The 14,243-nt window shown below is 70.3% G+C and carries 11 protein-coding genes; 9 read left to right on the top strand and 2 right to left on the bottom strand.

Annotated elements, in window-relative coordinates:
• Positions 1–107: 107 nt before the first annotated feature.
• Positions 108–845 (bottom strand): helix-turn-helix domain-containing protein, encoded by a 738-nt coding sequence (locus tag E3O47_RS11475; RefSeq protein ID WP_134401243.1) that lies wholly within the window; start codon positions 843–845, stop codon positions 108–110.
• A gap of 618 nt (positions 846–1,463) precedes the next feature.
• Between E3O47_RS11475 and E3O47_RS11470 the strand changes: the two genes are divergently transcribed.
• The 8 genes from E3O47_RS11470 (at position 1,464) to E3O47_RS11430 (ending at position 10,253) form a co-directional block, all read left to right on the top strand.
• Entirely contained in the window at positions 1,464–1,709 is a 246-nt protein-coding gene (locus E3O47_RS11470) for a hypothetical protein (protein WP_134420579.1), read from the top strand.
• 49 nt (positions 1,710–1,758) lie between these two features.
• Entirely contained in the window at positions 1,759–2,178 is a 420-nt protein-coding gene (locus tag E3O47_RS11465; protein WP_134420577.1) for a hypothetical protein, read from the top strand.
• 580 nt (positions 2,179–2,758) lie between these two features.
• A complete protein-coding gene (locus E3O47_RS11460) occupies positions 2,759–3,556 on the top strand; it encodes an RNA methyltransferase (RefSeq protein WP_134342685.1) in 798 nt (265 codons plus the stop codon).
• Positions 3,557–4,130: 574 nt separating this feature from the next.
• Positions 4,131–5,459, top strand: a complete 1,329-nt coding sequence (locus tag E3O47_RS11450) for a thiolase family protein (RefSeq protein WP_134420573.1) — start codon at positions 4,131–4,133, stop codon at positions 5,457–5,459.
• A 1-nt stretch (position 5,460) separates the two neighbouring features.
• Positions 5,461–6,300, top strand: coding sequence for an SDR family NAD(P)-dependent oxidoreductase (locus tag E3O47_RS11445; RefSeq protein ID WP_104099199.1), 840 nt, complete (start codon positions 5,461–5,463; stop codon positions 6,298–6,300).
• A 113-nt stretch (positions 6,301–6,413) separates the two neighbouring features.
• A complete protein-coding gene (locus E3O47_RS11440) occupies positions 6,414–7,463 on the top strand; it encodes an iron ABC transporter substrate-binding protein (protein ID WP_134371443.1) in 1,050 nt (349 codons plus the stop codon).
• Between the two features lie 154 nt (positions 7,464–7,617).
• A complete protein-coding gene (locus tag E3O47_RS11435; RefSeq protein ID WP_134342698.1) occupies positions 7,618–9,117 on the top strand; it encodes an iron ABC transporter permease in 1,500 nt (499 codons plus the stop codon).
• Positions 9,114–10,253 carry an ABC transporter ATP-binding protein gene (locus E3O47_RS11430; protein ID WP_134401238.1) on the top strand — a complete coding sequence of 380 codons (1,140 nt, stop codon included), beginning with the start codon at positions 9,114–9,116 and terminating at the stop codon, positions 10,251–10,253. Before E3O47_RS11435 ends, E3O47_RS11430 begins: the two co-directional genes overlap by 4 nt.
• A 303-nt stretch (positions 10,254–10,556) precedes the next feature.
• Here E3O47_RS11430 and E3O47_RS11425 read toward each other — a convergent pair whose 3' ends face one another.
• Positions 10,557–11,999: a helix-turn-helix domain-containing protein gene (locus E3O47_RS11425; RefSeq protein ID WP_104099202.1), complete on the bottom strand. Its 1,443-nt coding sequence runs from the start codon at positions 11,997–11,999 to the stop codon at positions 10,557–10,559.
• Between the two features lie 153 nt (positions 12,000–12,152).
• Here E3O47_RS11425 and E3O47_RS11420 point away from each other — a divergent pair, with 153 nt between their 5' ends.
• Entirely contained in the window at positions 12,153–14,006 is a 1,854-nt protein-coding gene (locus E3O47_RS11420; RefSeq protein ID WP_134401237.1) for a phosphoenolpyruvate carboxykinase (GTP), read from the top strand.
• Positions 14,007–14,243 lie beyond the last annotated feature (237 nt).

Genomic DNA, 14,243 nt, shown 5'->3' with positions numbered 1-14,243 from the left:
CGCCCGGCTGCTGGCGCCCGGTCGGCGGCGCCCGCCCGGTCGGCGGCGCCCGCCCGGTCGGCGCCCGCCCGGTCGAAGCGCCCGCGTCTGGCCCGGTGTGGCGGCAATTAGCGCAGGTCGGCTGCAATTACGGCCGCGGCCGTCACAAGACGCGCGCCGATCGCGGCGTCACTCTGCCCGGTGCCGAGGTAGACGACCGCCAGAGCCGCCGGTGCCTCGCCGGGCACGACCAGCGGCACCGCCACGGAGGCCAGCCCCGGAATGACCTCGTCATGACTGGTGGCGAAGCCGCGTGCGCGCACGTCGGCGGCCTCGCCTCGGCGGGCTCCCTCGCCGAGGTTCACCCACTGGGTCGCCGTGAGCAGGGACTGGATGGCGATCCCGGGTGCACCCCGGCCGAGCGGATGCCGCGTGCCGGGGCGCTGCGCGACCGTGGCGTGCGCCTGCCGCGGTTCCACGCTGACCAGAGTGACGACCTCCGCCCGGTCCAGCACGGTCACGAAGGCTGTCATCCCCAACTCGTTCGCGACGCTCGTCAGCTCGGGCAGCGCCGCGGCCTGCAGACCGCGGGAGACGCCGCGGGCGAGCGCGGCCATCCGTGGGCCGAGGCGTACGGCGCCCGCGGCATCCCGGATCACGACCCCATGGTCCTCCAACGTGCGTAATATTCGGTAGGCGATCGAGCGGTGCACGCCGAGGGCGGCGGCCACGTCGGCAATGGTCAGGGCCTCGTCGGCGTCGGCGAGAATCTCGAGCACGCGGATGCCGCGCGACAGGGTCTGCGAATGCGGCGCACCGTTCGGGCCGTTGGCACTGGGCCCGCTGGGCTTGCTCTGCTCGCTCATCCCGTTACCCCGCTCATTGACGTCGACACGGTGCCATTCTCGCATTCGTGGTTCAGGGCCCGCGGTCGCCCCAGGAGCTATGCACTCGGAGTGTGCGTGCGTGTGTGCGTGCGTGCGTGTGTGCGTGTGTGTGGCCAACTCAGGAGACTCGGGTGCCGCGCGGCATCCGTCGCCCGGACCAGTGCGGGGAGCGAGGGGGTGGTGCGGCGCGTCTCCTGAGTTGGCCACACCACCGTGACGGCGCGCCCGCGCGCGAGGGTTCCCGGTCCTCGGGTCCGAATCCTCCTCGTGCATATCTCCTGCAAATTGTGGGGGGCCGCCTCGCGCCCCCGTCCGGGTCTTTCGGCGGCCCGGGCCGGCGCCCCCACCAGCGTGCAGAAGTCATGCCGGGTTCGCGGAGGCTAACTCAGGAGTTCCGGGATCGGGGCGGCCGATTCGGCACGGGCCAGTGCGGACCCGTGCGCCACAGGTGCGGGATGGTGGTTTCGCCGCGGTGAATCTCCTGAGTTAGCCACACGGAGCGCTGTCGCCTCGCTGCGCGCATCCGTGCGCTGCCGCCGCGCATCCGTGCGCTGACAGGCAAGACCCACGGGGGAGACCGGCCTATCGTGAGCCGAAATGACCGCGATCTGGGTGTCCGTGTGCCTGGTCGCCGCCGCCGCGGCGTCCGGCCTGGGAGCGGCGTGCGCGCTCACCGGGCTCCGGATGCCGGGCCGCGCCCTGGTCGCGGCTCCCACCATGGTCGTCATGACCGTCTCGTGCGCCGACATGGTGCTGCCGGGCATGAAGCTGCTCGGCTCCTTGGCCTGGGCGGGGCTCCTGGGCGGGGCTCCTGGTCGGGGCGGCGCTGCTGGCCCTACTTGACCGGCGGCACCGCATGCCCGCCGCGCATCACGCCGTATCGCTGCTACTGATGTCCGTAATGTGGGTCGCCATGCTGCCGGCGGCGTCGACTAAGGCTACGGCGGCTTCGGTTGGCTCGGTCGCGGTGGCCGGCGCTGGCGCCGGAACCAGTGCCACGGCTAGTGCCACCGCTGCCGCTGCGCCCGTTGCCGCTGCGCCCGTTGCCGCCGGGACCGCTGTGGGAAACGGCGCCCATGCCGGGCACGCGCCGGCGATCACCGACGGCGGAACGCTGCCGGCCTGGCTTGTGGTGCTGCTGGCTGCGGCATCCGTTGCCCCCGCGGCCAGCGCCGTGCGGTCGGCGCGCCGCCCGACCGGGTCGGGGGTCGAGCCGGCCACGCTCCGACTGGAGTCGGCCCAGCACCTGAGTATGGCGCTGGCGATGACGTTGATGGCCGCGGGGATGTTCCTGTCGCTGACCGGTTGCTGACGGATGCCGGGCACCCCCTGACCAGGGAGGAATCCGCAGCCATGATCTCACCATCACACGACCCGACCGACAGCACAGTGCCGCCAGGGCCGATCACCTAGGACCGGTCACACGGGACCGTGCCGATANGCCGATCACCTAGGACCGGTCACACGGGACCGTGCCGATACGTCGAGCGGTGCGGCTAACTCAGGAGATGCGCCGCCGCATCCGTTGGATCGCCGCACTGGTCCGGGTGCCGGCTGCCGTCCGCCGCCCGGATCTCCTGAGTTAGCCCCAGGGCGCAACCCTTACCGGTACATAACTCCTGCAAATCGTAGCCCGGCCGAAGCCGTTGCCTGTGCTCCGGGGGCCGTGAATCCGCTACCGGCGGGGCCACTCGGGCGCCGGGGCACCCAGGCTGTCCGTGCCCGACGGGCGGATGAAAGGTGCGGCTAACTTCGGAGACGCGCCGCGGCATCCGTGGGATCGCCGCACTGGTCCGGGTGCCGGCTGCCGTCCGCCGCCCGGATCTCCTGAGTTAGCCCCGAGGCGCCCCGCATCCCGCCACCCGCCCCCGCCCCGCGATTAGACTGATCGGATGCCCGTCATCGAGATCAGCGACCTCAGCGATCCGCGGCTTGTGGACTACGCCCATCTCACCGATGTGGCACTGAAAAAGGCGCGCGGCACCGAACACGGCCTGTATATAGCCGAATCGGCATTGGTTCTCGAGCGGGCCCTGCGCGCCGGACACCGGCCGCGGTCGGTGCTCACACTCGGCAACACCGCCCCGGAGGCCGGCGCCCTCGTCGGCGAGGACGTGCCGGTCTTCGTCGGCCCGGGGGCGCTTCTCGCCGAGCTCACCGGCTACGTGCTGCACCGCGGCGTTATCGCCTCGATGCACCGGCCCGAGCTGCCCGACCCGGAGTCGCTACTCGCCGGCGCCCGCCGCATCGTGATCCTCGAGAATGTGTCCGACCCCACGAACGTCGGCGCGATCTTCCGCTCCGCCGGGGCCATCGGCGCCGACGCGATCCTGGTCACACCGCGCTGCTCCGACCCCTTCTACCGTCGCGCCATCCGCGTCTCGATGGGCACCGTGCTGCAGGTGCCCTGGACCCGCGTCGGCGACTGGCCGAGTACCCGCGCGCTGCTCACTCGGCACGGTTTCCACCTCGCCGCGCTCGCCCTGACAACGGATGCCGTGAGCCTGCGCGACTTCCCCGGGCACGAGCACGAGCGGCTGGCGCTGCTGCTCGGCGCGGAGGGTGAGGGGCTCACCCCGGACGCATTGGCGGCCTCCGACACCGTGGTGCAGATCCCGATGAAGCACGGCATCGACTCCCTCAACGTGGCCGCCGCCAGCGCCGTCGCGATGTGGGCGCTCTCGGGCTGACGCCCCGCCTGCCACACCCGAACCTGCACGGCTCACCGCCGCACGCCACACCCGCACCTGCACGGCTCACCGCCGCACGCCACACCCGCACGCCACACCCGCACGCCACATCCGTACGTCACACCCGAACCTGCACGGCTCACCGCCGCACGCCACACCCGCACGCCACACCCGCACGTCCCTGTCCTGCCGCGTTTGTGGCCAACTCAGGAGATACGTCGGCCGCGTTCTGTTAGCCCCCGGACCAGTGCGGCGGAACCCGCCGGACGACGGCTTCCCCACCGGATCTCCTGAGTTAGCCCCACGCGCAGCCCGTACCCCATGCGCAGCCCGTACCCCATGCGCAGCCCGTACCCCATGCGCAGCCCGAATCACACGCGCAGCCCGTACCAGATGCGCAGCCCGTACCAGATGCGCAGCCCGTACCCCATGCGCAGCCCGAATCACACGCGCAGCCCGCAGCCCGCAGCCCGCAGCCTGCAGCCTGCAGCCCGCAGCCCGCAGCCCGCAGCCTGCAGCCCACACGCGCTCCCCGCTCCGCGCCGCGGTGGCACCAGAAGCCTAGGCTGAGGTCATGAGCAACGAGGTTGTCATTGTCGATGTCGTGCGCACCGCGTCGGGTCGAGGCAAACCGGGCGGCGCCCTCTCGGGCGTGCACCCCGCGGACCTGCTGGCCGGGGTGCTGAGCGAACTGGTCACCCGCAACGGGCTCGATCCCGCGCTCGTCGACGACGTGATCGGCGGCTGCGTCAGCCAGGTCGGCGAGCAGGGCTACAACGTGACCCGCACCGCCCTGCTCAGCGCGGGTTTTCCCGACTCGGTGCCCGGCGCGACCATCGACCGGCAGTGCGGATCCAGCCAGCAGGCGGCCACGTTCGCCGCGCAGGGCGTGATGGCCGGCAGCTACGACATCGTCATCGCCTGCGGCGTCGAATCGATGAGCCGCGTGCCGCTGGGCTCGTCGCTCGGCACGGCCCAGAGCCCGCAGAACCAGCAAGGCGGGCAGAGCCCGCAGAACCAGCAAGGCGGGCAGAGCCCGCAGAACCAGCAAGGCGGGCAGAGCCCGCAGAACCAGCAAGGCGGGCAGAGCCACCAGAACCAGCAGAGTGTACAGATCCCGAATCCGCACGGCACGCTGATGCGCGACCGCTACCCTGACGGGCTCGTCAACCAGGGCGTCTCGGCCGAGCTGATGAACCAGAAGTGGAAACTGGGCCGCGGCGAACTGGATGCCTTCGCCGCCCGCTCGCACCGCCTCGCCGCGGCCGCCGCCGAACGCGGCGATTTCGACGGCGAACTGCGGCCGACGACTCTGCGGGACGGCCGGGTCGTGGCCGCCGACGAGACCATCCGCCCCGGCACCACCCTCGACTCCCTGGCCGCTCTGCCGCCGGCGTTCCGCACCGACGCCCTCGCCGCCCGCTTCCCGAAACTCGACTGGCACATCACCGCCGGCAACTCGTCGCCGCTCACCGACGGCGCCTCCGCGGCTCTGATCATGAGCGCCAAACGCGCCGCCCAGCTCGGCCTCAATCCGCGCGCACGGTTCCACAGCTTCGCGGTGACCGGAAGCGACCCGCTCTTGATGCTCACGGGCGTGATCCCGGCGACCCGGCGCATCCTGGAGCGCTCCGGTCTCAGCATCGACGACCTCGACGCCTACGAGGTCAACGAGGCGTTCGCCACCGTGCCGCTGGTCTGGCTGCGCGAACTCGGCGCCAACCCGGCCCTTCTCAATCCGCGCGGCGGGGCCATCGCTCTCGGCCACGCGCTCGGCTCCTCGGGCACCCGGCTCCTCGGCACCCTGCTCAACCACCTCGAACTGACCGGCGGCCGCTGGGGCCTGCAGACCATGTGCGAGGGCGGCGGCATGGCCAACGCCACCATCATCGAACGGCTCTGAGATGCGCGTCGACGGATGCTCCGCCCTCGTCACCGGAGCCGCCTCCGGCCTCGGGCTGGCCACCGCCACCGCCCTGGCCCACGCTGGGGCAGCGGTCGTGCTGCTCGACCTGCCCGGCACCAGTGGGGAGCAGGCGGCGGTCGTGATCGGCGGCCGGGCGTGTTTCGTGCCGGGTGACGTCACCCGCACCGAGGACGTGCAGGCCGCCGTCGACGCCGCCGCCGCGATCGCCCCGCTGCGCATCGTGGTCAACTGTGCCGGCATCGCCCCCGGCCAGCGCACCGTCGACCGCACCGGGGCCCCGCTGCCGCTGGACGACTTCGACCGGGTCATTCGCATCAACCTCGTCGGCACGTATAACGTGATCCGGCTGGCCGCGGCCGCCATGCAGGCTACCAGCCCGATCGGCGGCACGGACGGAGCCCCCGGGACGAACGGCACGGACGGCACCCCCGGCACGATCGACCAGACGGCCGGCACCGTCCCGGAGCGCGGTGTGATCGTGAACACGGCATCCGTCGCAGCCTTCGACGGGCAGATCGGTCAGGCGGCCTATGCCGCCTCGAAGGGCGGCGTCGCCGCGATGACCCTGCCGCTCGCCCGCGAATTCGCCCGATCGTTGATCCGGGTGGTGGCGATCGCGCCCGGCATCTTCGACACCCCGCTGCTTCAGGGGCTCCCCGAGAACGTGCGCGAGTCCCTCGCGGCGCAGGTTCCACACCCTTCCCGGCTCGGCAACCCGGCCGCGTTCGCCGCGCTCGTGCGGCACATCGTCGAGAACCCGATGCTTAACGGCGACACCATCCGGCTCGACGGTGCCATCCGGATGCCGCCCCGCTGACCGGGGCCGAGCCTGTGTATTCCCCTGCGGCCCCGACGACGCCAATTTCTTTAGGGTAGGCTTACCTAAAAGCACTGCGGGTCATGCCCGCACGACAGTAGGGACGCAACACGATGATCTTGACACGCCGCTGGGCACTGCTTACCGCTATCGGAACGGTGGCCCTGCTCGGGGTGACCGGGTGCAGCGCACCTGAGGAATCCAGTCCTGGTGCTACCGACGCGTCCACCCCGTCGGGTTCGATCACGGTCTACAACGCCCAGCACGAGGAACTGACCCAGGCCTGGGCCGACGAATTCACCGCGGAGACCGGCGTCACCGTCACGCTCCGCAACGGCGACGACTCGGAACTCGGCAACCAGCTCGTGCAGGAAGGCGCCGCGTCGAAGGCCGACGTGTTCCTCACCGAGAACTCGCCCGCGATCAGCCTCGTCGACAAGGCCGGCCTGTTCGCCCCGGTCGACGACGCCACGCTGGCCCAAGTTCCCAAGCAGTTCCAGCCGTCCACCGGCACCTGGACCGGCATTGCCGCCCGCTCGACCGTGTTCGCCTACAACCCGAGCATGATCAGCGCGGGCGAACTGCCGGCCTCGCTGCTCGACCTCGCCGACCCGGCCTGGGCCGGCCGCTGGGCCGCGTCGCCCTCCGGCGCCGACTTCCAAGCCATCGTCAGTGCGCTCCTCGAGCTCAAGGGCGAAGCCGCAACGAGTGACTGGCTCGCGGCCATGAAGGAGAACGCGGTCGTCTATAAAGGCAACAGCACCGTGATGAAGGCCGTCAACGCGGGTGAGATCCCCGGCGGCGTGATCTACCACTACTACTGGTTCGCAGACCAGGCCGGTACGGGCGAGAACAGCTCCAGCACCCAGATGCACTACTTCAAGAACCAGGATCCCGGTGCGTTCGTCAGCGTCTCCGGCGGCGGAGTGCTCGAGACCAGCGCGAACCCCGTGGCCGCTCAGGCGTTCCTCGCTTTCATCACCGGCAAGGCCGGCCAGGAAATCCTGAAGACCGGCACCTCGTTCGAGTACCCCGTTTCCGACGCGGTCGACGCGAACTCCGCGATGGTGCCGCTTCGCGAACTCGACGCCCCCGTCATCGACCCGTCCAAACTCAACAGCACCAAGGTCACCGATCTGATGACCGAGGCCGGTTTCCTCTAGGCTGAAACTGGTGATACCTGCAGCCCCCCCGACCGCGAAACCGGCGCCCGACCCGTCGGACACCGGTCGCGGAGCCGTCGCCGAAACCGGCGCAACGGGGCTTGCGGGGCGCACGGATGCCGCCGGCCGGGTCGGCAAACGACCCTCACCATTCATCGTGGCGGCCGCCGTCACCGTGTCCGTGCTCGGGCTGCTGCCGCTGGGCTACGTCATCGTCACCGGTATCCTGACCGGTTGGCCGACCCTCTCGGCGCTCGTGTTCCGGCCGCGGGTCGGCGAACTGCTCCTGAACACGATCGGGCTGGTCGTGATCACGGTGCCGCTGACCGCGGCGATCGGGGTGGCCGCCGCCTGGCTGGTCGGCCGCACCTCCCTGCGCGGCCACCGGGTGTTCGCCGTGCTCCTGGCGACGCCGCTCGCGGTGCCGGCCTTCGTCAACAGCTACGGCTGGGTAAGCGCCGTACCCTCCTTGAACGGGCTCTGGTCCGGGGTTCTGATCGCCACCCTGTCGTACTTCCCGTTGGTCTACCTGCCCTGCGTCGCCGCGCTCCGTCGGCTGGACCCCACGGTCGAAGAGGCAGCAGAGTCGCTCGGCAGCGGTGCCTGGGGCGTCTTCTTCCGCGTCATCCTGCCCCAGTTGCGGCTGCCGATCCTCGGCGGCGCCCTGCTGGTAGGGCTGCACCTGCTCTCCGAATACGGCGCGTTCGCGATGATCCGCTTTGACACCTTCACCACCGCCATCGTGGAGCAGTACCGGTCCACGTTCAACGGCCCCGCGGCCAACGCCCTCGCCGGCGTTCTCGTGCTGCTGTGCCTGTTCCTGTTGATCGGGGAGTCCGGTGCCCGCGGACGCTCCCGGTACGCCCGCATCGGCTCGGGTGTGGCCCGGGTCACGCCGCGGCGCTCCCTCCGCGCCTTCACGCCGGTCGGCTACCTGTTCCTCGGTGGGCTGTTCGCACTCGCGATCGGAGTCCCGTTCTGGAGCGTCATCCGCTGGCTCTACCAGGGCGGCGCAATCGTGTGGACCGATGCCGTGCTGGTCCAGGCCCTGCTGCAGACCGTGGGCTACGGCCTCGTCGGCGCCGCGGTCACCTGTGTACTCGCGTTCCCGATCGCGTTCCTCGCGGTGCGCTACCCGAGCCGGCTGTCCCGCGGCCTCGAATCGGTCAACTACCTCACCAGTTCCCTCCCTGGGATCGTCACGGCCCTCGCGTTGGTGACCATCAGCATCCGTTTCGTGCAGCCGCTCTACCAGACCACCGTGCTGGTGATCGTGACGTACTTGCTGATGTTCCTGCCGCGCGCGCTGGTGAACCTCCGGGCCGGGCTCGCACAGGTTCCGGTCGGACTGGAGGAGGCGGCCCGGTCGCTCGGCAAGCATCCGTTCGCCGCGTTCCTCAGTGTCACCACCCGCTTCTTCGCGCCCTCGGCCCTGGCCGCGGGGGCGCTCGTGTTCCTCGGCATCGTCACCGAGCTGACCGCTACGCTGCTGCTGGCCCCGAGCGGCACCCGCACCCTCGCGATACAGTTCTGGTCGAAGGTGAACGACATCAACTACGTCGGCGCCGCGCCCTACGCCCTGCTGATGATCGTGCTGAGCCTGCCGGTCACCTACCTGCTGTTCGCCCGCTCCCGGCTGACGAGCGTGTCATGACCGCCGCCGTCGAACTGTCCGGGGTCAACAAGAGCTTCGGCAGCAGCCGTATCCTCGAGGACATCGCCCTCTCGGTGCCGGAGGGTAGCCGCACGGTCGTGGTCGGCTCGTCCGGGTCGGGCAAGACCACCCTGCTGCGCCTGATCAGCGGCTTCGAGCTGCCCGACTCGGGCACCATCAGCGTGCTCGGTCGCACCGTGGCCGGCCCGGGCGCGGCCGTGGCCGCGCATCGGCGCGGGATCGGCTTCGTCGCGCAGGACGGCGCCCTGTTCCCGCACCTCACCGTGGGCCAGAACATCGCGTTCGGCCTCGGCCCGGCGCTCCGCGGCGGCACCCGCAAGCAACGCGCCCGTGCCGTGAGCGAGCTGCTCGAGATGGTGTCGCTGAGGCCCGACTTCGCCGCCCGCCGCCCCGACGAACTGTCCGGCGGCCAGCAGCAGCGCGTGGCCCTGGCGCGGGCCCTCGCCCGCCAACCGCGGGTGATGCTCCTCGACGAACCGTTCTCCTCCCTCGATGCCGGACTGCGGGCGGCAACCCGCGACATCGTCGCCGAAACGCTGGAGCGCGCCGGCATCACCACGGTGCTCGTCACCCACGACCAGGCGGAGGCGATGAGCTTCGCCCACCAGCTCGCGGTGCTCCGCGACGGCAACCTCTGCCAGGTCGGGCCGCCGCGCGAGGTCTACTGGCGCCCCGTCGACCTGTTCACGGCCCGGTTCCTCGGCGACGCGGTCGTGCTACCGGCCACCATCTCGGACGGTTTCGCCGCCTGCGCGCTGGGCACAGTCGCGGTCGCCCCCACCAGCCTGCGCGGCGACGCCTGCATCATGCTGCGCCCGGAGCAGATCATGGTCGAGCACTGCGAGTCCGGAGGGGCGGATGCCGCCGCCTCCTGTACCGGCCAGGTCGAGGCGGTCGATTTCTACGGGCCCGAGGTGCAGCTGGCGGTGCGCCTGTTCTGCGTGGGCGCCCCGGCGTCCGGCTTCCCCCAGAGCCCCGGGACGCAGAGCCCCGGGACGCAGAGCCCCGGGACGCTGGTGCACGTAAGGCAGCACGGCACGATGGGCACCGTCGTGGGCAGCCGGGTCAGCCTCACCGCCCGTGGCACCGCCACCGCGTTCGCCGCCCGCCCCTGACCCTCGCCCTGCCGCCCGTCGGGCCGCTCCGTCGGGCCCTGCCCCTCGCCGTGCCGCCCGTCGTCCCCTTGTCCGCGCCGAGCGTACGCTGTTCATCACCGAGGGAGCGCCGTGTCCGGTATCGAACCAATTCGACGGAGATTCTCGAAAAAAGAAGCAGTTTCGGAGCGTTCGGGACCGTTTCTGCCAAAATCTCCGTCGAATTCGTTCGACGGAGACGGAGACGGAGACGGAGACGGAGACGAAGTCGTCTTCGTCGACGGATGACCCGACGACGTAAGTGGCTCAGCGCCAGGATCCCCACTACTCCGCGGCGTGCGCCTCGAGGAACTCGTAGACCTCGGTGTCGTCGACACCGGGGAAGGTGCCGCTGGGCAGCGGCGACAGCACGTGCGCGTGCAGCCGGGCGCTCGGCCAGGCCTTGCCGGCCCAGCGCGAGGAGACCTCGGAGGCCGGGCGGCGACAGCAGGACTCGTCCGGGCAGCGGGACACCGCCCGCTGCGTGGTCTCCCGGCCGCGGAACCACTTGGCCTGCACGAAGGGCACGCCGACGCTGATCGAGAACTCGCCGGCATCCGTCGCCCCGGTCTGGGTGGCGCACCAGAAGGTGCCGGCCGGCGTGTCGGTGTACTGATAGAACTCGGTGGTGCGGTTGGTGTGGGTGAAGGCGCTGCGGGCGCTCCACTGCTTGCAGACGAACTGGCCCTCGATCGAGCCGGTCACGTCGGCCGGCAGGGGAAGGTCGTCGTTCTCGTAGCCCTTCTGCAGGGCGCCGTCGCCGGTGACGCGCAGGAAGTGCAGCGGCATGTCCAGGTGCGAGGTGGCCAGGTTCGTCAGTCGCAGCGCCGCGGCCTCGTGGGTCACCCCGAAGGCGTCGCGGAAGTCCTCGACCGAGAGCTCGCGTTCGCGCTTGGCGTGGGAGAGGAACGCGACGGATGCCGCCTGCGGCATCAGGCAGGCGGCCGCGAAGTAGTTGATCTGCAGCCTCTGCCAGAGGAACTCGGCGTAGCTGCCCGGCCGCTCGTGGCCGAGCAGCCGGTGCCCCATGGCCTGCAGCGCCATCGAGCGCAAGCCGTGACCGCCGGGGATCGACGCCGGCGGCAGGTAGATGCGGTGATTGACCAGGTCGGTGACCGACCGAGTCGAGCCGGGCAGGTCATTGACGTAGATGAGGTTGAAGCCGAGCTGCTCGGCCATCACGCTGACCTCCCGGTGGGTGAGGGCGCCCGACACATGCCCGGATGCCCGCACTCGGTCTTCGGCGAGCTGCTCGATGTCGGGCATGAAATTATCTTGTTCGCGCATCTGTTCGCGCAGTTCCGTGTTCGCGCGGCGGGCCTCTTCCGGCGTGGCGATGGCTTCGCTGGCGCGGCGGGCGAGTTCGCGGTGCAGACCGAGAAGGGACTCGAGCGCCGCCATCGGCATGCCCTTGGTCATCTTCACCCGCGGCAGGCCGAGGGCGCCGTAGAGCGGATTGCGCTGCGCGCGCTCCAGCTCGATCTCGAGTGCGGCCCGCGTGTTCGGCGCTTCGTTTTTGAGCAGGTCGGTGAGCTCCACGTCGACGGCGGTGGCAATGTCCTGCAACGTCGACAGCTTGGGGGAGCGGCGGCCGTTCTCGATCAGGGAGAGCTGGCTCCCGGCCATGCCGACCTGCTCGCCGAGCTGGTCGAGCGTGAAGCCGCGCTCGGCCCGGAAATGACGGACACGGAGTCCCAGGGTGATCAGATCAGCGGCACGTGTCGACATTCCTTAACGATAACGAAAGATTCGCTGTTCTTAACCTGAGCACTTCCGGCACCGGTGGCATCGGTGGATCATTGTGGAGATGGGGGCGTATTTGCGTCCCCCCACGACTGCAGACCACTGGTTCACGCCGGATTGACCACGAAAGGCCAGGAGATGACAATCGCGAATTCCCGACTTGAGACCGGCGGGGGCGAGTCCCGCTATGTTGCCGGCACCACCGACCCCAACCTTCAGGCCTGGGTGGACGAAATTGCCCGGCTGACCCAGCCCGACGCCGTCGTCTGGTGCGACGGATCGTTGCGCGAAGCCGATGTGCTCGCGAAACAGCTCGTAGCCGAGGGCAAGCTCATTCACCTGAACCCGGAGTGGCGCCCCAACAGCTACCTGGCCCGCACGAGCCCGTCGGACGTGGCGCGCGTCGAGGACCGCACCTTCATCTGCTCGGTCGGCCCGGGCGATGCCGGCCCCACCAACAACTGGGCCGACCCGGACGCGATGCGGGGCGAGCTGCAGGGAGTCTTCGCGGGCAGCATGCGCGGGCGCACGATGTACATCGTGCCGTTCTCGATGGGCCCGCTTGGCGGCCCCATCTCCCAGCTCGGCGTGGAGATCACCGACTCGCCCTACGTGGTGCTGAACATGGGCATCATGACGCGCATGGGCCAGAAGGTGCTGCACATGATCGAGGCCGGAGCCCCCTGGGTGCACACCGTGCACAGCGTGGGCTACCCGCTGGTCGACGCCGAGGGGCGCCGCCGTGGGGACGTCTCCTGGCCGTGCAACGACACCAAGTACATCGTGCAGTTCCCGGAGACCCGCGAGGTGTGGTCCTTCGGCTCGGGCTACGGCGGCAACGCGCTGCTCTCGAAGAAGTCGTTCGCGCTGCGGATCGCATCCGTCATGGCCCGCGACGAGGGCTGGCTGGCCGAGCACATGCTCCTGATCAAGGTAACCTCCCCGGAGGGCGGCGTGTCGCACCTGGCCGCGGCTTTCCCGTCGGCCTGCGGCAAGACGAACCTGTCGATGCTGCGCCCGACCATCCCCGGGTGGAAGGTCGAGACCATTGGCGACGACATCGCCTGGCTGCGCCCCGGGCCCGACGGGAGGCTGTACGCGATCAACCCGGAGGCCGGCTTCTTCGGTGTGGCCCCCGGAACCGGCGAGGTCACCAACCCGACCGCCGTGGCCACCGTCTGGGGCAACACGATCTTCACGAACGTCGCACTGCGCGACGACGGCGACGTGTGGTGGGAGGGTCTGACCGAGACCACTCCCAGCCACCTGATCGACTGGGAGGGCAAGGATTGGACGCCCGCCTCCGGCCGCCCGGCCGCCCACCCCAACTCCCGCTTCACGGTTGCTGCGGCGCAGTGCCCGTCGATCGCCGACGACTGGGAGGCCTTCGGCGGCGTGCCGATCGACGCCATCCTCTTCGGCGGACGCCGCGCGACGAACGTGCCGCTGGTGGCCCAGGCCCGCAGCTGGAAGCACGGCGTGTTCATGGGCGCGACCATCTCCTCGGAGAAGACCGCGGCCGCCGAGGGCACCGTCGGCGAGTTGCGCCGCGACCCGTTCGCGATGCTCCCCTTTTGCGGCTATAACATGGCGGACTACTGGGCGCACTGGCTCAAGGTCGGCCGTGGTCTCGGCGGCAAGGCGCCGGAGATCTTCCAGGTGAACTGGTTCCGCAAGGGCGCGGACGGAAGCTTCCTCTGGCCCGGTTTCGGCGAGAACTCCCGTGTGATCGAGTGGATCGTGCGCCGCGTCGAAGGCTTCGCGAATGCCGTGGACACCCCGATCGGACACCTCCCGGTCCAGGGTGGCCTCGACCTGAAGGGTCTGGACCTGGCCGACGCGGATGTCGAGCAGCTCTTTGCGATCGACCCGGCCTCCTGGCTGGCCGAGTGCGACCTCACTGAGGAGTACTTCGCCAAGTTCGGCGACCGGGTGCCGCCGGCGCTGCTCTCCGAGCTCGCGAGCGTGCGCTACAACCTCCGAAACGCGTAGCGGAGCTCGGCGCCGCTGGTGCGCTGCGGCATCCGTTGCCTGACGAATTCGACGGAGATTTTGCTTCCGTGGGGCTGTTTCGGGTGTGTAAACCGCTTCAGATCCGAAAATCTCCGTCGAATTGGTTCACGAGCGCCCGCAGTGGCGGACGTGCGGGGCCGGGGGGTGGTCGTACGATGCTGCCAGTCGGGCGGCGGTGCCCGGCGGGAAGTCGCAGGTGCGGTGCAAGACGACGGC

Source organism: Cryobacterium sp. TMT2-17-1 (assembly GCF_004402765.1).
GTDB classification, from domain to species: domain Bacteria; phylum Actinomycetota; class Actinomycetes; order Actinomycetales; family Microbacteriaceae; genus Cryobacterium; species Cryobacterium sandaracinum.
This window is presented reverse-complemented; position numbering and strand designations above follow the sequence as displayed.